Origin of the sequence: Rhizohabitans arisaemae (genome assembly GCF_025996515.1) — a bacterium.
GTDB lineage: Bacteria > Actinomycetota > Actinomycetes > Streptosporangiales > Streptosporangiaceae > Rhizohabitans > Rhizohabitans arisaemae.
The window spans coordinates 929,842-950,032 of the sequence record NZ_BLRH01000009.1 but is presented as its reverse complement, the minus strand read 5'-3'; the positions used below and the strand labels follow the sequence as shown (position 1 = coordinate 950,032).

Genomic DNA, 20,191 nt, shown 5'->3' with positions numbered 1-20,191 from the left:
CGCGTTCGCGCATGGCCTGGAGTCGTCTATGGACGACGAGGCAGGGCCAGATGCTGGTAGCGTGCGGCTCTCCTCCTTCGATGGCCAGGGCAAGCGCATACCTCGGACGACGAGGATCACCGAGTGGGGGAACTGAGCCTCTGCGGTCGTATCCGGTGGCGGGAACGTCCCACACCAGGACTCGCCACTCGGTGTCGTCCCGGTCCTCGAATAGGTAGTAGTCGACCACCTTGGGACAGGTGGCGACCAGGTGGCTCAGGTAGGCGGCGAAGCGTGCCCTGCCGAACGCCGAGGCGTGCCCAGGGAGTCGTCTTCCGCTCTGCGGCACATGGACTCGCTTTTCGCGTCCCCAGCGATCGAGACCCATGACCATGACTGGTTGAGGTTGTTGCGGGTCTGGATCACGAAGGCGTACTGGTTGCCTGCGGAGCTCGTGCTCCTCAGCCTGATCGCTCGTGCCGTGTAACGCCATCGGCGTGTGCACGAGGCTGGCTCGCGGAAGGCATCCGATGGGAAAACCGGACTCGGTGCGGAGGCCCTCACACAACTGGGCGGCACCGATCGACGACGATCGGCATCATGAGGCCTTGTTCACCCGCTTGGGAGTGCTTCGGAGTTCTGCTCCTGGTGGATCTGTGTGCAGGCCCTACGGGGTGATGGATTTGCCGAGGTCGCCGGTGCGGTAGTGGCGGCGGCAGAGGACCTGGTAGCGGGTTTCGGCTTCGACGGTGTCGGCGATGAGGACCTGTTCGCCGGCGCGGACGAGTTCGCCGCCGACGGTGCGGGCGTTGAGGCGGGCGGGGCGGCCGCACCAGCACAGGACTTCGACCTGGAGGCGTTCGACTTCGTCGGCGAGTTCGAAGAGCCGGCGGGCCGCGGGGAAGAGTTCGGAGCGGAAGTCGGAGGAGAGGCCGAAGGCGTACACGTCCACGTCGCAGTCGTCGACGAGCGTGGCGAGCTGTTCGATCTGGGCGATGGAGAAGAACTGGACTTCGTCGCAGATGAGGTAGTCGAGGCGCCGGCCGTGCGGGTTGACCAGTTCGGTGAGGTCGAGGTCGTCGTCGACTTCGATGGCGTCGCCGCCGAGGCCGATCCGGCTGGTGACGCGGGGGCCGCCGGAGCGGTCGTGTTTGGTGAGGACGAGTCCGCGTCTGCCTTGGCGGCTGTGGTTGTAGTTCATCTGGAGGGCCAGCGTCGATTTTCCGCAGTCCATGGGGCCGTGGAAGAACTTGAGCACGGCGTCGCGGTGAAGTCCGCTGACGCCGGCCGCAGGTACCGGGGACAACGCTGACAATTCAGTCACGGGGCGCCAGCTTAGTGGGTCATGAGGTTGGCGTGGTTCCCAGTCCCGTGGGACATTTCTCGCATAACTGCCGTCGGGATGTCAGGAGACGCTCATGGGTTTCCCCTTCACCGGGCCAGCGCACGAGGCCGAGGAGGTCGAGGACCCCCGCAGGGGGCGCCGGTCCGGCCGTCTGGTCGGCGATCTCTCCGGAAGCGACTCGACCCGCTGGCGGTTCGGGTTCTTCGTGGTCCTGGCCGGACTGATCGTGGTCCTGATCAGTTTCGTGGCCGCCGTCGTGGTCAACAGTGAGATGGCGGTCCTGTTCGCCGGGGTCGCGGGGGTCACCGGGACGATCATCGGTGCGTACTTCGGGGTGCTGACCGGCCAGTCGGGCAAGGAGCAGGTGGAAGCGGAGCTGCGCCGGATGAACGAGGTCGCGGTTCGGATGGCCGCCCACGTGCCCACCGCGCAGGCGGAGTCCGTGATCAACGCGGTGATGGGCCGGGTGAACAGTCGGCCATGACCGTTCCAGCGGATGATGTTTGGCACAGTGTGCCGGTTCGCCGCGGACGTCATGGTGAGTAGACAGTGATCTATGCAGGTACGCATAGGGGTGGACACGGGCGGGACCTTCACCGACGTGGTCGCCGTGGACGAGGAGACCGGCGAGATCGTCACGACGAAGACGCCCTCCACCCCGGAAGACCCGTCGGAGGGGTTTCTCGCCGGGGTACGCAAGATCCTCGCGCTGCTGCCCGGCGCGCAGGTGCAGGCGTTCTCGCACGGGACGACCGTCGCCACCAACCAGCTGCTGGAAGACCGGGTCGGTGAGCTGGGGTTCGTCACCACCGAGGGGTTCGAGTTCATCCTGGAGATCGCCCGGCAGAGCGTCCCCGACGGCTACGGCAACTCCTACTTCTGGGTCAAACCCCGCCGGATCGTGCCGGTGCACCGGGTCAAGACTGTCGGCGGGCGGCTCGACCACACCGGCGCGGAGGTGCGCCCGTTCGACCACGCGGAAGCCGTACAGGTCGCCCGATGGTTCAGGGACCGGGGCATCACCACCATCGGGGTGTGTTTCCTGCATTCGTACGCCGATCCCGCCCATGAGCTGCTGATGCGGGACGTGCTCGGCAAGGAGCACCCGGAGGCGGTTGTGTCGATCTCCAGCGAGGTCCTCCGGGAGTATCGGGAGTACGAGCGCTCGGTCACCACCCTGGTCGACGCCGCGGTGAAACCCACCATGAAGCGATACATCGCCAATATCGCCGCGAAGCTCGATCGGACCCCGCTCTATGTGATGAAGAGCAACGGGGGAGTGCTCTCCGCGGGCGAGGTGGTCCACCAGCCGATCACGACGGTCCTCTCCGGGCCTGCCGCCGGGGCGCTGGGGGCGGCCATGATCGCATCGGCCGCCGGGGCGCCGTCCGTGATCACCCTGGACGGCGGGGGTACCTCGACCGACGTCGCCCTCGTGCTGGACGGCGAGCCGACGCTCACCACCGAGGGCGGAATCGGGGGATACCCATGCAAGATCCCCATGATCGACATCGTGACCGTGGGCGCGGGCGGCGGATCGATCGCCTGGATCTCGCCTGAGGGGACGCTCAAGGTCGGGCCGCGCAGCGCCGGGGCCGATCCGGGACCGCTCTGCTACCCGGGCCATGGCGGAGACCGGGGCGGAGACGACGTCACCGTGACCGATGCCCATGTCATGCTCGGGCGGATTCCTCCGCATCTGCTCGGTGGGGAGATCCCGCTGGACGTGTCGGCCGCGCACAAGGGGATCACGGAGCTCGCCGGGCGGCTCGGCCTGCCCCCGGAGCGCGCCGCGCTCGGCATTCTGGAGATCAGCGCGTGGAACCAGGCCAACGCGATCCGCCGGATCACCGTCGAGCGCGGGCTGGACGTCCGGGATCTGCCGATGGTGGCATTCGGCGGTTCCGGCCCGCTGCTGGTCTGCCGGCTCATCGACATCCTCGGCCTGCCCTCGGTGATCGTGCCGGAGGACCCGGGGAACGTCTCCGCGTTCGGGCTGCTCACCGTCGATGTCAAGAACGATTATGTACGGACGTATGTCGCACGGGATCCGCATCTCGGGGCGGTGAGCGCGATCTTCGCCGAGTTGGAGGGGCAGGCCGGGGAGGCTCTGAACAAGGAAGGGTTCGAACAGCACGTTTACGCCCGCAGCGTCGACCTCCGGTATTTCGGCCAGGCATACGAGGTTCGGGTGGCCGCGCCGGGCGGTCCGATCGACGCGGAGTTCGTCGCCACGGTGCTGGACCGCTTCCACGAGGCACACGAACGCTTGTACGGGTACGGCTACCGCGACGATCCCCGGCACGGCGTCGAATGGGTGAACCTTCGCGTCTCGGGCATCGGCCCGATCAAGCGCCCGGTCCTCCGCCGCAGGCCGTACGGAACAAACAGCTCCAAACCCCAGGGGATCCGAAAAGTCGTCTTTGATGCTGGAGATTCCGGAGAAATCCGGATCTATGCCCGAGAACAGCTGAGAGCCGGGGACGTCGTCAACGGCCCTGCGGTGATCGAGGAGTACGGCTCCACCCTCCCGATCCATCCCGGCTTCACCGCCGCCGTCGACGGCCACGGCAACATTCTCGTGACCGGCAAGCGATCGTGAGGCCGGGTGAACCCCAGCCGGAGCGATTGATCATCCCGAGCGCGGATTCACCTGTGATCAAGCCAAGTGATCCTGGGATGGTACGGGCCTCGCGGGTCGGCCGGCCGCTCGCTCGGCGGGGCGGCTCGCTCCGAGGAGCCCGGGGAGCGGCCGTGGCCTGGGGAAATCTTGGGGGAAAGGCGAAGGTCGCCCGTGCATCCGGGTCGAGGTGGTCCGTGGAAACGAGTCTTGCGCGTGACGCGGCTGCCGGCTCATCGATGCCCGTGATCATCCGCGCTCCGGGCTCGCTCATGTGCTCCGGCGTAGCGGATTTCCGTGTGGTACGGGCTTCGCTGTTTGCTGAGGCGGTTGCCGCCCAATCGGCCTCAACCGGTTGTGGTGTGGTGGAGAGGTCCGGGGAAGAGGCGGCCACGACACGCCTGATCACCGCAGTGGACGGAGCCACCAGGGTATTGGCTGGATATCTGGGATCAATCGCGATTTATCCAAACGAAGCAGGCGATCTCATGCCGAAGGGGGAGTCGTGAAGCGCGCGAAGGTCGACCCGGTACTGGTGGAGATCGTCGAGGGCACGCTGGCGTCGGTGGAGCGGGAGGTGGAGACGGCGATCGCCCGTACCGCGCGGTCGCCGATGATCCGGGACGCGCACGACTTCCGGGCGGGGATCCACGACGTACGGCTGCGCAAGCTGACCGGGCGGTCGTATTCGGCGCTGGTCCAGCCGGTGGTGCGCGACTTCCCGATCGAGGAGATGCGGCCGGGCGACGTCTTCTTCCACAACGACGTCTACCTGTCCGAGGGCGGTATCGGTCATCTGCCCGACCTGTGTGTCACCGTGCCGGTGTTCCACGAGGGCCGGGTCGTCGCGTTCGTCCAGGCGTTCGGTCACCACGACGACATCGGCGGCGCGGTGCCCGGTTCCATGCCCTCGCACGCGCGATCGGTGTTCGAGGAGGGGCTGATGGTCCCGCCGATCAAGCTGTGGGACCGGGGTGTGCCCAACAGGGCGGCTCTGACGATCATGACGCGGAACTCCCGGATGCCCGATTCCCTCGCCGGGGACCTGGACGCGGAGTGCTCCGCCTGCCTGATGGGGGCCCGGCGGCTTGAGGAGGTCTTCGACCGGTACGGCAGGGAGGCGGTCGAGGGCTGCTTCGACGCGATCATCGACAAGACGACCGAGACCTTCCGCCGGGAGATCCTCGCCAAGATCCCGCCGGGGGTCTACGTCTGGGAGGACTACGCCGAGCACGACGGGGTCGACCCGCCTCGGCTGCACACCCAGCGGATCACCCTCACCGCGGCCCCGGATCTGCTGACGATCGACTTCACCGGAACGTCTCCGCAGGCCAAGGGTCCGATCAACCATGCGGGCGACTACGCCGACGGGGTGTTCCTGAAGAAGTGGCTGGCCCCGATCCTCCGCAACCTGGCCGACACGCCGGAGCGGATGGCCGAGCTCGACGTGAACGAAGGCGTCGTCCCCCTCATTGAGATGATATTTCCGGACAAGGGGACGTTGATCACGCCGATCTTCCCCGCCCCCACCAACGCCCGGACGTTCGTGATCTTAAGGCTGCTCGGCGTCCTCGCCGGAGTCCTCGCCAAGGCCACCGGCGGGCGCATGCCCGCCGACCAGGAGACGATCAGATACACCGGCGTCTACGGCGAGCACAACGGCGTCCCTTACCTGATGCGGGAGGTCCTCGGCGGCGGTTCGGGCGGACGCTGGTACGCCGACGGCGAAGACACCATCCATGTTGTCCCGGATTCCCGGAACATCCCGGTCGAGTTCGCCGAGGCCCGCTGGCCGTTCCGGGTCGAACGGCTCGGGCTCGCCGTCGACAGCGGCGGCCCCGGCGAGTTCCGCGGCGGGCTCGGCTACGACAAGCACATCCGGATGCTCACCGACGCCCGCTACATGTCGATCGCGGACCGTTCGATCCTGTCCTGCTGGGGCGTGAACGGCGGCGCGGCCGGCCGTCCGTTCCGGGTCGAGGTGGACGGAACCGAGATGGAAGGCCTCGTCGACGGCGAACCCGTCAAAGCCGGGCAGATCATCCGGATCCGTACCACCGGTGGCGGCGGCTGGGGCGACCCGCTCGACCGTGATCCGGCGCTGGTGGCGGCCGACGTCCGCGACGGGAAGGTCTCGCCCGAGGGCGCCCGCGACGACTACGGCGTCTTCCTCGTCGGCGCCGCCGCCGACCTGGCCGCCACCGCGAAGCTGCGGGCCCGCATGCGCGAAGCCCGTACGGAATCCCGCCCGTTCTTCGATCGAGGCCCCGGCTACCCGACCCTCTCCGGCGGCAAGACCCACGCCGACGTCGACGTTCTCTAGGGATCGGTATCCGCGCACGCGTCCGGGCCGGAACACCCGCGAGGTGTGTCCCGGCCCGTGGTCGCAGGCGTGCGGTCAGCGGGTCAGCAGGTGATCCGGCGCTGGAGTTCGTGCTTGAAGGTCTTGGGAATGGTGTTCCCGGCCACGATCACGCCCTGGGTGAAGTTCTTGTAGAGCTGGTTGCCGCCGGAGCACTTCCACGTCGCGGTGACGGTCTTGGTGAACGCCCGGCTGGGGATCGACGTGCGGTTGTGGGCCTTGTTCCGCCAGATGCCGAGGCCGCGATACTGCTCAAGGTAGACGTTGTAGTACCCGCCCCGGGTCGCGAAACCGGTGTAGCGGCTGCAGCTCACGGTGGAGGTGGCCTTGATGTATCGGCCGCTTCGGTACGGCTTGGACATGTTGAGCTTGCCGCCCTGGCACGGGATTCGGTAGGAGGACGCCGCCGACCCGGCCTGAGCCTGCGTGGTCTTCGCCGCGCTCGCGGGTCCGGCGAACAGCGCCATCCCGGCGATCATCGTCGCCGCCACCGTGATCGTCTTGATGGTCTTCATAGGTGTGTCACCTTCTGTGGGGGATCGAGGTCGTGGCCCCGGCCGCGGAGCGCGCCGTCGCCGGGGGTGCGACACCAGATCTAGCCAGCCGGGTGATTGTTTGGCAGCCCGTCCCGGCCGCCCAAACAAAAACGACGGGGCCGGGCCGCACCCCCGAGTGCGCTCCGGCTTTCCCGTCGGACGTCCGCTCAGCAACTGAGTCGTCGCTGCACGGTGCGGTCGGTCTTCTTCGGCAGGCTGAATCCGTTCACGACCCTGACGTGGGTGTAGTTGCCGTAGAGCGGTCGTCCGTACGGCGTGCGCGTGGCCGGGAAAGGCCGGAGCCCCGGCGGGGGGATGCCGGGGCTCCGGGTGTGGATGGATCAGGGGGTCACGGGCGGGTGATCTTGACGTTGTCGACGCCCGCTTCGATCAGGCTCGCGGTCGAGGCGTCGGCGGTGTCGACGACGAGGCGGATGGTCTGCCCGCCGTAGGCGGAGAGGTTGACGGTCGCGGTCGCCCAGGCGCCCGCCCGGTTGGTCGCCGCGCCGAGCTGCTGGAAGACCACGTTGTTGACGGCTCCGGCGACGACCCGGACCCGGAAGTAGTCGGCGCTGGTGGCGTTGTTGAGGTGGGCCAGGTACCAGGAGAAGGTCAGGGTCGACGACCCGCTCGGCAGGGTGATCGCCGGGGACTGGATGGTGGTGAGGCCGCCGTCCACGTCGTAGGTGCCGGCCGAAAGTCCCGCGGCCGCCCCGGTGACCAGGCCGTTCACACCGCTGACGGTGTTGTTGAGCTGCAGGGTGACGCCGGCTGAGGTGGTGCCGGCCGGGTTGCCGCGCACCCACTGGCCCGAGGTGGCCGTGTCGGTGCCGCCCGCGTTCGGGGTCCAGCCGAGGTTGGTCTCGAACGTGTCGTCGAAGACGACGTCACTCGTCCCCGCCACGGTCAGGCTGAACGGCGCGGTCCGGTCGACGCTGACCCCGTCGCCGGTGACGATCACGTTGTACGGACCGGGGGTCGCGGTCCCGGGCACCGCGATCGTCAGCGTGGAGGTGCCGCCCGACAGGACCGAGGGCGGGGTGAACGTGACGACGGAACCGGCCGGAGCGCCCGCGGCGGAGAGGGTGACGTTCTGCGGGTTCCCCGAGGTCGTCGTGGTGTTCACCGTGACGGTGGCGGTCTGGCCCGCGTTGACGGTGGCGGAGGTCGGGCTCAGCGCCAGGGAGAAGTCGTCCCCGCCGGTGGAGCAGGTGGTGGGCTCACCCGCCGCGGCCGGCACGCTCACCGCGTTCCACGCCGCCTTGACGGTGTTGAACTCGACGCAGGAGCCGGGGAAGAGCGCGAGCGCGGCCTCCAGCGACGCCTTGCGGGCCAGGGAGTGGGTCCAGGTGGTGGTCTTGCGCATCAGCGTGCCCATGAAGACCTGCCCGGCCTTCTGGATGCCGATGCCGGTGATGGTGCTGCCGTCGCAGGTGGGGCTGTTGGGCAGGCCGCCACCGGGGGCGCTGCCCGCGGCGAGCAGGTAGAACCAGTGGTTCTGCACCCCGGCCATGGCGTGCACGCCGAGGTTCGGCACCGAGGCCGAGTAGCAGTTGGGGTGCCCGGAGATCAGCGAGGGCTGGTGCATCCGGCGGATCGGACCGGAACCCACCAGGTTGACCTCCTCGCCGACGTCGTAGTCCGGCGGGTCGTAGGCGGCCGGCTCGTTGGCGTAGAACTCGGTCAGCGCGCCGAAGATGTCACCGGTGGACTCGTTCAGGCCGCCCTTCTCGTTGCTGCCGGTGGAGCCGCCCGGGGTGGTCTGGAAGATCGAGTGACCGTACTCGTGCGCCACCACGTCCATCGCGGTCGCCTGCCGCTGACCGTCCTGGGACCGGCCGTAACTGGTGTAGCTTCCGGTCCAGTAGGCGTTGACGTCGGCCAGGCCCACCCGCATCGGGAATCCGCCGCCGCTCCCGTTGAAGCCGTTGCGGCCGAGCCAGGCGCCGAGCATGTCCCATTCCTTGCCCGCCGCGTGCAGGCCGTCCACGCACGCGGTCTCCAGGTCGGTCCCGCCCCCGTTGCCCCAGACGTCGTCGGTGCCGGTGTACGGCGTGCCGCCCTGCCCGCCGCATTGCACGTTCGGCCGGCCGGGGTCGACCATCTCGTAGCCGGTCCCGGCGGCTCGGGTGCCGATGGTCACCGGGCCGTGGTAGTAGCTGGTGCCGGTTCCCGCCTTGACCAGGTCGGAGCTTTCGGCGACCGCGCCGCTGAGGGCGTCCACGTAGACGTGGAGCCTGCTCTCGATCCCCTTGGTGACGCCGTTCACCTCGACCTTGTAGGTGAGGCGGCCGGTACCCTCGGCCATCACGGTCAGCACGGGGGCGGTGGAGCTCTCCACCGTGTCCACGAGCGCCCGGGCGACCTCGGTGGCCTTGGCGGGGGAGATCTTGGGGGTGGTGCCGACGTTCAGCGCCTTGGCCTGGGAGACCGAGGTGCTCAGCACGCCGCCGGAGGCGTTGGTCACGACGACGAAGTCGCCGCCGTAGACGGGGAGACCCGCATGGGTTCTGCCGTAGGAGACGTATTGGAGTCCGCCCTGCCCGGACTCGACCCCGAGACGGTGGACGGTATCCTTGGGGGACTTGAGGAGCCGGGCCGAGTCGGCTTGGACCAGCCGGTCGGCCGACTGGACGGCGAGGGCCGCCGGGGGTGCCGGGGACGGGGTGGGCGGTGCCTGCGGGGCTTGTGCCACCGCGGCGGGCGCGGACAGCACCATGACGATCCCGGTGATCGCGGCCATGAGGCTGAACGCGGCGTTTCGTGTCACGCGGGTGCTCCTTCCAACGAGCGGCGGTCCCCGGGTTTCCTTGTGGGATGGCCGTGGACCGTGATGGTGGGGGGTGCCGGTTCCCGGATCCCGGCGGAGGTGACGCCGGGGCGGGGTGAGGTGGACGCTCGTCTGACGGCCAGGGGGGTTAATGGCCATTCCTGACCATTTGTCATGAAGTTGACTATCGTAATGATGCAAAGTCAAGGGATGTCAATTCTTGGCCTCTTAAGTGATAATTAAGTATTTAGCGAAATCTCTGAATGGGGAACGTTCCATCGGCGCATCCGGAGGCCCGGACGAATCCCCTGGTGGTGGCGGTCGGTGGGTGGAACGCTCCGTCGGACACGGCAGGATCTGCGGCCGAGCCGGTCATCGAATGTCCGGATACCAATAGGTCGGCACCTAAATCTGAAAACGGTATGGGAAAACTGGAGTGATTTGCCGAGTTGACACCCGACGGCCCGTACGGAAAGCCCGATACGACCGGCACCCGGAGCGTTTCGGCCCGGCGGAGCCCGTACCGCGAAACGCCGAAGCCCCGGCACCTGGCGGGTGCCGGGGCTTCGAAGGTCGCCGGGATCAGGGAGTGGCGACCTTGACGTTGTCGACGCCGGCCTCGACCAGGCTCGCCCCGCTCGCGTCGGCGGCGTCGATGCGGAGGCGGATGGTCTGCCCGGCGTACGGGGTCAGGTTGACGGTCGCGGTCGCCCAGGCGCCCGCCCGGTTGGCCGACGAGCCGAGCTGCTGGAAGACCACGTTGTTGACCGCCCCGCTGATCACCCGGACTCGGAAGTAGTCGGCGCTGCTGGAGTTGTTCAGGTGCGCCAGATACCAGGAGAAGGTCAGCGTGGACGTGCCGGGCGGGATGGTGATCGGCGGCGATTGGACGGTGGTCACCCCGCCGTCGATGTCGTTGCTTCCCGCCGACAGCCCGGCCGAAGCCCCGGTCACCAGACCGTTGACCCCGCTCACGGTGTTGTTGAGCTGCAGGGTGACCCCGCCGGAGGAGGTGCCCTGCGGGTTGCCGCGCGACCACTGGCCGGAGTACGCGGTGTCCGTGCCGTTCGGGTTCACCGTCCAGCCGAGGTTGGTCTCGAACGTGTCGTCGAAGACCGTACTGACCATCGGGGTCACGGTGAGGGTGAACGGCGCGGTCTGGTCCATCCCGGTCCCGTCCCCGTCACCGGTGACGATCATGTTGTACGGACCGGGGGTCGTGCCCGGCGGCACCGTGACGGTCATGGTGGAGGAGGCGCCCGAGACCACCGAGGGCGGGGCGAACGCGACGGTGGCGCCGGCGGGCGCGCCCGTGGCGGAGAAGACGACGTTCTGCGGGAGGCCCAGGGTCGTCGTCGTGCTCACCGTCGTGGTCGCGAACTGGCCGGCCTGGACGGTCGCCGAGGTCGGGCTGAGCGACATGGAGAACTCGGAGCGGACCGTGCAGGGGCCCGGCTCGTCGGGTTCGGCGGGGACGCTGACCGCGTTCCACGCCGCCTTGACGGTGTCGAACTCGGTGCAGGAGTTCGGGTAGAGCGCGAGCGCGGCCTCCAGCGACGCCTTGCGGGCCAGGGAGTGCGTCCAGGTGGTGGTCTTGCGCATGAGCGCGCCCATGAAGACCTGCCCGGCCTTCTGGATGCCGATGCCGGTGACGGAGGTGCCGTTGCAGGTCGGGCTGTCGGGGAGGCCGCCGCCGGGTGAGCTGCCCGCGGCGAGCAGGTAGAACCAGTGGTTCTGCACGCCCGACGCCTCGTAGAGGTCCATGTTCGGCACCGAGGGCGAGTAGCAGTCCGGGTGACCGGGGATCAGCGAGGGCTGGTGCATCCGGCGGATCGGGCCGTTGCCGACCACGTCGAACTCCTCGCCGACGTCGTAGTCCGGCGGGTCGAAGGTGGCGGGCTCGTTGGCGTAGAACTCGGTGAGCGCGGCGAAGATGTCACCGGCGGACTCGTTGAGCGCGTCCTTCTCATTGCTGCCCGTCGCGCCGCCCGGGGTGTGCTGGAAGATCGCGTGGCCGAACTCGTGCGCCACCACGTCCATGGCGGTCGCGTGCCGCTGCCCGTCCATGGAGCGGCCGAGGCTGATGTGGCTGCCGGTCCAGTAGGCGCTGACGTCGGCGAGACCCACCCGGGCGGGGAAGCCGCCACCCGCTCCGTCCAGCCCGCTGCGGCCGAGCCACGCGCCGAGCATGTCCCATTCCTTGGCCCCCGCGTACATGGCGTCGACGCAGGCGGTCTCCAGGTGGGTACCGGTCCCGTCCCCCCAGTGGTCGTCGGGACTGGTGAAGTGCGTCCCGTTCTGGCCGCCGCAGGCCAGGCCCGGTCGCGCCGGGTCGTTCAGCGCGTAGCCGCCCGCGACCGGGGTGGTGCCGACGGTGACCTGGCCGTGGTAGTGGCTGATACCGTGCCCCGCCTTGACCAGGTCGGAGCTTTCGGCGACGGCGCCGGTACGGGCGTCCACGTAGACGTGGAGCCTGCTCTCGATCCTCGGGTTCCGGTTGTTCGGGCCGTTGACCTCGACCTTGTACGCCAGGCGCCCGCTGCCCTCGGCCATCACCGTGAGCACCGGCTCGGTGCTGTCCGTCACCTCCTTCAGCTGCGCGCGGGCGATCTCGGCGGCCTTGGCGGAGGAGATCTTGGGCGTGGTCCCGACGCTGAGCGTCCTGTCCTGGGCGACGGAGGTGCTGAGCACCCGGCCCGTGGCGTCGGTCACCACGACGAAGTCGCCGCCGTAGACGGGGAGGCCCGCGTGGGTCCGGCCGTAGGAGACGTACTGGAGCCCCGCGTGCCCGGACACCACCCCGAGGCGGTGGATCTCGTCCTTGGCGGACGTGAACAGGCGTGCGGACTGACTCTGGACCAGCCGGTCGGCCGAGAGGGCGGCCAGGCTCGCCGGGGGGGTCGGCGACGGCGTCGGGGTGGGGGGTGCCTGGGGGGCGCTCGCCACCGCGGTCGGCGCGGACAGCGCCACAACGATCCCCGTGAAGGCGGCTACCACACCAAATGCGGCATTTCGTCTCACGCGGGTGCTCCTTCCAACGAACGGCGGCCCGCGGACTCCGTGGAGCGGAGCCGGGAGCCGTGGTGATGGGGGGTACAAAGCCCGGTGGATATCCACCGGGCAACAGGGTGAGGTCGGCGCGCATTTGACGGACTATTACGGATTTCCGCAGGTCAGAAAGGCGGCAGACGGCTACTCAAGCCGTGTGCCGGGCAATTGACGGCCGTAACCGTCCGACGTCAATGAGCGGATTGTGGGCGGAACGTGGGGCCCGGTCAATTGAGAATTGAATTCCTTTTGATGTGACTAGACGGGGAGCGTTCCAGACTTCGGCCCACACAAACCTGGATGACAGGGATGAACCTACACGATCTCCGAGCGTGATCGGGTGATTGATAGCGATTTCGTACGGCGATCGAGGGGTTTTTGTGACCGGCCGACACCATGCCGAATAACCCGGTGGCCGGACGTGGCGGGCTCGGGAGATGGGGCACGCGTTAAGCCGCATTCCTTGATGATATCGACTAAAAGTCGGATTTGTCGTCAAAAGGGAGTAGAGTCGGAATTGGGGCCTGGCTGTGGGCGGTGGAGACCCACCTGGCAGGCTAGGCCGCGGTAGGCCCCACCTGGCTTGGAGGATGATCTTGGCTGCTCAGCCGTTGGCAGGACCTTCGACCGGACCGATGGAAGGCGTGGTCGTCCTCGACCTCTCGCGCGCGCTCGCGGGACCGCACGCGGCGCAGATGCTCGGCGACCTCGGCGCGAAGGTGATCAAGGTTGAGCACCCGGGCGGGGGCGACGACTCCCGGAGCTGGGGACCCCCGTTCGTCGGGGAGAACGGTGACATCTCCACCTACTTCCTGTCGTGCAACCGGAACAAGGAGTCGATCACGGTCGACCTGAAGTCCGAGTCGGGGGTGAAGCTGATCGAGCGGCTGATCCCCCACTGCGACGTGCTCATCGAGAACTTCCGCACCGGTGTCCTCGACCGTCTCGGCTTCCCGGTGGAGCGCCTGCACGCGCTCAACCCGCGCCTGGTGATCCTCTCCATCTCCGGATTCGGCCACGACGGGCCGGAGGGCGGGCGCCCGGGGTACGACCAGATCGCCCAGGGCGAGGCGGGACTGATGAGCCTCACCGGTCCCTCCCCGGAGGAGCCCTACCGGGTCGGCGCCTCCATCGCGGACCTGCTCGCCGGGCTGCACGGGGCGTACGGCGTCGCCGCGGCGCTGCACGAACGGCACCGCACCGGACGCGGGCGGGTGGTCCGGACCTCCCTGCTCGCCTCCGTGGTCGGGGTGCACGCCTATCACGGCACCGCGTGGACGGTGGCCGGGCAGGTGCCCAAGGCCTCCGGCAACCACCATGCGTCGATCACTCCGTACGGCGCCTTCCACTGCGCGGACGGGATGATCCAGATCGCGGTGGCCACGGACGCCCAGTGGCGCAAGGTCGCCGCGATCCTGGGGATCGACAACCCGGCCTACGCCGTCAACAGCGCCAGGTTCGCCCACCGGGACGAGCTGATCGACGAGATGGAGAAGGTGCTCCGCGTCCACGACCGCGCCCACTGGCTGGAGCGGCTCACCGCGGCCGGCGTGCCCGCCGGGGCGATCCGCTCCGTCGACGAGGTGTACGGATGGGACCAGGTGGCCTCGCAGGGACTCATCGTCGAGGTGGACCACCCGGCGCTCGGACCCATCCGGCTCCCCGGCCCGCCGCTGCGCTTCGACGGGATGCCCGCCCGGGACCACCTGGCGCCGCCCGAGCTCGGCGCGGACAACGCCGAGGTGCTCGCCTGGCTGGAGGCCAGGGAGCGGGAGGCCTGACCCCGGGCCGCGCGCCGCGCCGTACATATCCCTCGAAGTCGTAACAAATCCCGGGAAGGTTGGTCAGTCGGCCGGCGGGTGGGGCCGCCAGCCGGTCCCGGCCGGCAGGTCGATCCGTTCGACCCGGGTCGACTGGACCTCCTCCGGGGGTACGACCACCTCGTAGGCGCCGTGGTCGACCTGCCAGTAGCCGATGGCGTCGGCCTGGACCCCGTCGTGACCGGCGTAGGCGATGTGCAGCCCGTCGGCCTCCTCGCCGAGGACCATGCACGGCTCGCCGGCGAACACCCCGACGGTGCGCAGCAGCACCAGCCAGGTGAGCCTGCCCCGGCTGACCCGCAGCCACCAGTACCCGGGCGCGGCCTGCCACCCCTCCTGCGCGGTCTCGGCGAACAGGACGACGTCGTCCTCGCCGGGGCCGAGGTTGGCCGCGTAGGACCTGCCCTGGTAGTGGGCGATGAAACCGTGCACGCCCGCCTCGTGGTCACTCATGCGGGACGCTGCCAGAGCAGCCCGTCGAACCAGGCGAACGGCTCCTCGCCCCGGGAGGACACATGGATGATCTCCGCTCCCGCGGGGATGGGCATCGGCATGGTGTGGAACTGCGGGACGACGTGCTCCCGGCTGGTCGTGAACCCGTTCCCGGCGAAAGGCGGTGAATCGTTCCAGTCACCGCCCATGTGGGGACCGTAGGGGACCACGTAGGAGTCGGTGTCGCGGGCGAACCACCGGAGCAGGTAGAGCTCGGGCACCCCGGCGCTCAGCTCGGAACCGTCGAACCCCAGGTCAAGCCCGTGGTAGAGCTTGGCGGGCGTCGTCAGGCGGGTGCAGTCCTGCACGCGGTAGACGTATCCCGAGATCACAGTCCGCTCCCCGGCCAGGTAGGGCACGAGCAACCGGGGCGGGATGACCTTCTGCATCTGGGTTCTACGCCCATGATCTGGCTCTCGCACAGTCATCACTTTAAGATCTGTTGCCGCCCAGGCGGCGATGTTCCAGGGACGGCAAAGTACTCCGGACCCGTTTTGTCAGCTCGGGGTCGGTTTCCACGACGCGTACCGCCGCGTACGGGCCGAGGTCGGCGGCCACCACGCCGAGCGGGTCGACGAGCATGCTGCGGCCCACCCCGTACACGCTCGGCCGCCCGGGGTCGGCCGCCATGCCGACGGCGGCGGTCCAGACCGTGTTCTCGATCGCCCGTGCTCGGACCAGCGTGACCCAGTGCTCCTCCTTGAACACGCCCGTGCCCCAGGCGGCGATCACGGCGAGCAGCTCGGCCCCCTCGTCCATCAGGGCGCGGGCGAGCTCGGGGAACCGGATGTCGTAGCAGGTGATCAGGCCGACCCTCAGCCCGGCGACCTCCACCGTCACGGGGTCGTCGCCCGGTGCGACGAGCTCGGACTCCCGCTGGCCGAAGGAGTCGAACAGGTGGATCTTCCGATAGGAGCCGGCCAGAGCCCCGGAGGCGTCCAGCGCGATCGAGGTGTTGTACACCCGGCCGTCGCCGGCGGGTTCGAACGTCCCCAGGATCACCGCCGTCCCGGCGGCGCGGGCCGCCTCCGCGACCGCGGAGACGAAGGGTCCGTCGAGCGGCTCGGCGACGTCCCTGAGCCCGGGGTGGAATCGGCTCAACGTGGCCTCAGGGAAGATCGCGAGCTCGGCGCCGCCGTCGGACGCCCGGGCCAGGGCCTCACGGACCCGTCCCAGGTTGGTCTTCGGCTCGTCGCTGAGCGTGGTCTGGCAGAGGGCGATGCGCGTCACCCGACCAGTCTGCCGCCAATCCGCCGTTCTCGGAAACGGGCGCCGCGACGGCCTTGGGTACGGGCCCGCGCGCGACCCCCCAGGCGAAAAGGTGCCAGACCCACTCCAGCGGCCCGTGCCGGAACCGGCGCAGCCAGAGCCGGGCGAAGACGGTCTGCACGGCGAGGATCACCGCGGGGACGGCCACGAAGCCGATCCCGGTCGGGTCGGCTTCCAGGATCGGCAGGGCGGCGAGGATGGCCAGGGTGGCGGTGAGGTAGGCGGTGAGCGCGATCCGGCCGAGCGGCTCCAGCACCGCCGTCAGGGCGCGCCGCGCCGGGGTGCGCAGCAGGAGCAGGACGGCGGCGCAGTAGACGACGCCGCCGACGACTCCGGCGGCGTAGTCGACCCAGACGAGTCCGGAGCCGAGGTCGAGGATCGCCGGGGGGAGGCCGGCGAGCGCGCCGACGACCGCGACGATCAGCAGCGGCGTGGCCGGGAGCCGGTCGAGCCGGTCGACCAGCCCGTACTCGGCCGCGGCCGCGCCGATCAGGAAGAGACCGGCGATGAGCAGGTAGGGGTCGCTGTCCAGCGCGAGGACGAGGGGAGTCCCGATCACCCCCGCCGACAGGACGGCCGCGCGGGGCAGGAAACTAGCCGGGAGGAGGACGACGAGGCCGTAGGCGGCGTAGGGGAGCAGGACCTCGCCCGGGTAGATCTGACGGTGGGCGAGCCCGAGGAGCGCGAGGACGGCCAGACGGCGGAGCATGGCCCGGCGGGGCCGGGTGGTGCGCCGGCGCGCCGAGCGGAGGAAGAGGACGAAGCTCACCCCGAAGAGCAGGGAGAAGATCGGGTAGAACCTGCCCTGCAGGAACGTGCCGATCGCGTCGTCGAAGACGGTGGGTCCGGCGGGGTGCGCGGTGGTGTGCTGCCAGGTGTTCACCACGGTGATGCCGCACAGCGCGAAGCCACGGAGCACGTCGATGGAGTGAACGCGCCGTGGGGGGAGATCGTCCATGGGCTCCTCAAGCTATGGTGAGCTGTGTGAATGAGGCGCTAGTGACCCGTATGCGGGAGTTTGGCACCACCATCTTCGCCGAGATGACCGCGCTTGCGGTGCGAACCGAGTCGATCAACCTCGGCCAGGGGTTCCCCGACACCGACGGACCCGCCGCGATGCTGGAGCGCGCGGTCGAGGCGATCCGCGGCGGGGCGAACCAGTATCCCCCCGGGCCGGGTCTCCCCGAGCTCCGGCGGGAGATCGCCGAGACGACCCGGGCCCGGTACGGGCTCGCCTACGACCCCGACGGCGAGGTCCTGGTCACCGTCGGGGCCACCGAGGCCATCGCCACCTCGATCCTCGCCCTCGCCGAGCCCGGCGACGAGGTGATCGTCTTCGAGCCGTACTACGACTCCTACGCCGCGGCGATCGCGCTCGCGGGCGCGGTGCGCAAGCCGGTCACCCTCCGCCCGGAGCTGGGCCGGTTCACCTTCGACCCGGACGAGCTGCGGGCGGCGGTGACCCCGCGGACCCGGCTGATCCTGGTCAACTCCCCGCACAACCCCACGGGCACCGTCTTCACCCGGGAGGAGCTGGCGGCGATCGCCGAGCTCTGCGTGGAGCACGACCTGACCGCGATCACCGACGAGGTCTACGAGCACCTGACCTTCGACGCGGTCGAGCACATCCCGCTCGCCGTCTTCCCCGGCATGCGGGACCGGACCGTCATGATCTCCTCCGCGGGGAAGACCTTCTCGGTGACCGGCTGGAAGACCGGATGGGTGCGGGCCCCCCGGCACTGCGTCCAGGCCGTCCAGACCGTGAAGCAGTTCACCACCTTCACCATGGGCGCCCCCTGGCAGCGGGCCGTGGCCTACGCCCTGAGCGAGGAGATGCCCTGGGTGGACGGGCTCCGTACGGCGCTGCAGGCCAAGCGGGACCGCCTCGCCGACGGCCTGGCCTCGGCCGGGTTCACCGTCTACCGCCCGGCAGGCACCTACTTCGTCCAGGCCGACATCCGCCCGCTCGGCTTCACCGACGGCCTGGACCTCGCCCGCCGCCTGCCCGGGCTCTGCGGCGTCGTCGCCGTCCCCACCCAGGTCTTCTACGACGACGTCGCCGCCGGACGGCCGTACATCAGATTCGCCTTCTGCAAACGCGACGAGGTCATCGACGAAGCCGTGGACCGCATCAAACGCCTCGGCTGAGCTCCCCGAGCCGAGCCGAGCCGAGCCGGGCCGAGCCGGGCCGGGCCGGGACCAGCCTGCCGTGGGTCTTCCGCGGATCATGGCGTCGACCCAACCGGTGTCTGCGGGAAGCCCGCCCACGCGCGCCGACGGGTGGGCTTTCCGGTTCTCCGATCCATCCGATCGTCCGTGCCACGACCTGCACGGTTCGCAAACTCGGGAGCCCGCGATGAGCGACACCAGCGACCCGCTGGCCCTCGCCGAACTGTTCACCGGCGGCGAGCCGTGGCTGCCGCTGCTGAAGCCGGTCATCGAGGCACAACCGGACGCGGCCACCTTTATCGGCCCGGGCCGCAGCCCGCAGGTCGTACCCGTCCGGGAACTCACCTTCCAGGCGCTCAAGCCCAATCCGCCGCACAAGTGGAAGGTCGTGGTCTTCGGCCAGAACCCCTACCTCACGGCTGGGAGCGCCACCGGCATCGCCATGTTCGACAACACCTTCCACGACTGGGGCGACAGCCGGTTGGGCCGGGTCGTCTCCATCCGCTCCGTCGTGAAGGCGGCGGCGATGTGGAAGCACGGCATCCCCAAGAGGACGCCGATCGCCGACATCCGCAAACTGCTGAAAGAGCACGACACGGTGCAGCCGCCGGAGTGGTTCCAGGCGATGCTCACCCAGGGCGTGCTGCTGCTCAACGCGGCGCTCACCGCCGGTGGCGACGCGATGGCCGCCGACCGGCACACCGCGTTCTGGCGACCGGTCGTGGAGAAGGTCGTCGAGGAGATCCTCAAGGCCAAGCAAAGCGCCGGCGAGGAGGACCGCGGTGTCGTGTTCGCGTGGTGGGGGGATCATGCCCCCGGCTTGAAGGACGCGGTGCCGCGTATCCAGAGGAAGTATCCCGAGGTGAAGGTCTGGCACATCGACCACCCCAACCCGACGGCGCAGCGCGGCGTCTTCTGCGACGGGAACCACTTCGGCGTGGTGAACATGGCGCTCGACGCGCTGGGCGCAGACGAGATCGACTGGCTGCCGAGCAAGGGGTGGAACCGGCCGCGGACCGGTGGGGTGGACGAGGACGCAGCCGCCCGCACCGGGGCGTTCAGCACCGCCACCATGGAACCGAACCCGCTGTATCTCGAACGTCTCGAGAGCGTCAAGCACGAGGGTCTGGAACTCCCCCCGATCAGGGGGGTCTTCCGCACCCCCCTCATGGACTTCCGCCACGGCCTCACCTCCGCGGCCAGGCTGGTGCCGGGTCTCGACCGGCGGCTGGACCGGTCGCACCGGTTCGGCAAGGAGTACGCGAACACCTCGGTCGGCGGCCTGTCCGCCGACGAGGCCGCGGCACTCCACCTCTACACCTGCGATCCGGCGTTCTCCCGGCAGGTCAACGCGGCCCTGCGCAACCCGGACCGCACGCAGGTCGTCGCCTACTACGCCTATCTACGACTCCTCTTCTCGGCCGTGTCGCGCCTGCCGACGCGGACCGAGCCCCTGTGGCGCGGGGTGGGCCTGAACCTGAAGGCGCGGTATCCGCTCGGCCGGACCGTGACATGGTGGGGCGGGTCCTCGTGCACTTCGAATCCCGACGTGGCCCGGGTTTCTCTCGGCGACCGCGGCAGGCGGACGCTGTTCGAGGTGCTCCCCGTGCGGGCCGTGGGCATCGGCGGGTTCTCCGCCTTCGCCGGCGAGGAGGAGTTCATCCTGGCCCCTGGCACCCGGCTCAAGGTGACCGGCGTGACGTCCGAACGCGGGGGCCTGTGCACGGTCCGGCTGACCGAACTGGAGGACCGGAGCCCGGTGACCTGAAGGCCGCACCCGT

Annotated in this window: 14 protein-coding genes; 6 read left to right on the top strand and 8 right to left on the bottom strand. The window is 69.4% G+C overall.

Annotated elements, in window-relative coordinates; all coding sequences use genetic code 11:
* Positions 1–646: 646 nt before the first annotated feature.
* The gene (locus tag RUR_RS05060; RefSeq protein ID WP_283133672.1) at positions 647–1,303 is read right to left on the bottom strand and encodes a thymidine kinase; all 657 of its coding nucleotides are present in this window, start codon (positions 1,301–1,303) and stop codon (positions 647–649) included.
* 94 nt (positions 1,304–1,397) lie between these two features.
* Here RUR_RS05060 and RUR_RS05055 point away from each other — a divergent pair, with 94 nt between their 5' ends.
* The 3 genes from RUR_RS05055 to RUR_RS05045 all read left to right on the top strand — a co-directional run bounded on the left by RUR_RS05055 (position 1,398) and on the right by RUR_RS05045 (position 6,267).
* A complete protein-coding gene (locus tag RUR_RS05055; RefSeq protein WP_283133671.1) occupies positions 1,398–1,808 on the top strand; it encodes a hypothetical protein in 411 nt (136 codons plus the stop codon).
* A 72-nt stretch (positions 1,809–1,880) separates the two neighbouring features.
* The gene (locus RUR_RS05050; protein ID WP_283133670.1) at positions 1,881–3,926 is read left to right on the top strand and encodes a hydantoinase/oxoprolinase family protein; all 2,046 of its coding nucleotides are present in this window, start codon (positions 1,881–1,883) and stop codon (positions 3,924–3,926) included.
* Between the two features lie 523 nt (positions 3,927–4,449).
* The gene (locus tag RUR_RS05045; RefSeq protein ID WP_283133669.1) at positions 4,450–6,267 is read left to right on the top strand and encodes a hydantoinase B/oxoprolinase family protein; all 1,818 of its coding nucleotides are present in this window, start codon (positions 4,450–4,452) and stop codon (positions 6,265–6,267) included.
* 83 nt (positions 6,268–6,350) lie between these two features.
* On the opposite strand, the gene RUR_RS05040 is transcribed toward RUR_RS05045, so the two are convergent.
* From RUR_RS05040 to RUR_RS05030, 3 genes are all read right to left on the bottom strand, one after another.
* The gene (locus tag RUR_RS05040; RefSeq protein WP_283133668.1) at positions 6,351–6,821 is read right to left on the bottom strand and encodes a hypothetical protein; all 471 of its coding nucleotides are present in this window, start codon (positions 6,819–6,821) and stop codon (positions 6,351–6,353) included.
* Between the two features lie 370 nt (positions 6,822–7,191).
* Positions 7,192–9,612, bottom strand: coding sequence for a M4 family metallopeptidase (locus RUR_RS05035; RefSeq protein WP_283133667.1), 2,421 nt, complete (start codon positions 9,610–9,612; stop codon positions 7,192–7,194).
* 582 nt (positions 9,613–10,194) lie between these two features.
* Positions 10,195–12,633, bottom strand: a complete 2,439-nt coding sequence (locus tag RUR_RS05030) for a M4 family metallopeptidase (RefSeq protein ID WP_283133666.1) — start codon at positions 12,631–12,633, stop codon at positions 10,195–10,197.
* A gap of 662 nt (positions 12,634–13,295) precedes the next feature.
* Here RUR_RS05030 and RUR_RS05025 point away from each other — a divergent pair.
* Positions 13,296–14,441 (top strand): CaiB/BaiF CoA transferase family protein, encoded by a 1,146-nt coding sequence (locus RUR_RS05025; RefSeq protein WP_283133665.1) that lies wholly within the window; start codon positions 13,296–13,298, stop codon positions 14,439–14,441.
* Between the two features lie 63 nt (positions 14,442–14,504).
* Here RUR_RS05025 and RUR_RS05020 read toward each other — a convergent pair whose 3' ends face one another.
* The 4 genes from RUR_RS05020 to RUR_RS05005 are packed head-to-tail and all read right to left on the bottom strand — an operon-like array spanning position 14,505 to position 17,199.
* A complete protein-coding gene (locus RUR_RS05020) occupies positions 14,505–14,933 on the bottom strand; it encodes a hypothetical protein (protein WP_283133664.1) in 429 nt (142 codons plus the stop codon).
* Positions 14,930–15,394 carry a hypothetical protein gene (locus RUR_RS05015; RefSeq protein WP_283133663.1) on the bottom strand — a complete coding sequence of 155 codons (465 nt, stop codon included), beginning with the start codon at positions 15,392–15,394 and terminating at the stop codon, positions 14,930–14,932. Before RUR_RS05015 ends, RUR_RS05020 begins: the two co-directional genes overlap by 4 nt.
* Positions 15,395–15,404: 10 nt before the next feature.
* The gene (locus tag RUR_RS05010; RefSeq protein ID WP_283133662.1) at positions 15,405–16,202 is read right to left on the bottom strand and encodes a carbon-nitrogen hydrolase family protein; all 798 of its coding nucleotides are present in this window, start codon (positions 16,200–16,202) and stop codon (positions 15,405–15,407) included.
* Entirely contained in the window at positions 16,132–17,199 is a 1,068-nt protein-coding gene (locus RUR_RS05005; RefSeq protein ID WP_283133661.1) for a DUF418 domain-containing protein, read from the bottom strand. Before RUR_RS05005 ends, RUR_RS05010 begins: the two co-directional genes overlap by 71 nt.
* Before the next feature lie 50 nt (positions 17,200–17,249).
* Between RUR_RS05005 and RUR_RS05000 the strand changes: the two genes are divergently transcribed.
* Complete coding sequence (locus RUR_RS05000; RefSeq protein WP_428846973.1) at positions 17,250–18,389, top strand: pyridoxal phosphate-dependent aminotransferase; 1,140 nt, start codon at positions 17,250–17,252, stop codon at positions 18,387–18,389.
* 208 nt (positions 18,390–18,597) lie between these two features.
* The gene (locus RUR_RS04995) at positions 18,598–20,178 is read left to right on the top strand and encodes an ADP-ribosyltransferase domain-containing protein (RefSeq protein ID WP_283133659.1); all 1,581 of its coding nucleotides are present in this window, start codon (positions 18,598–18,600) and stop codon (positions 20,176–20,178) included.
* Positions 20,179–20,191 lie beyond the last annotated feature (13 nt).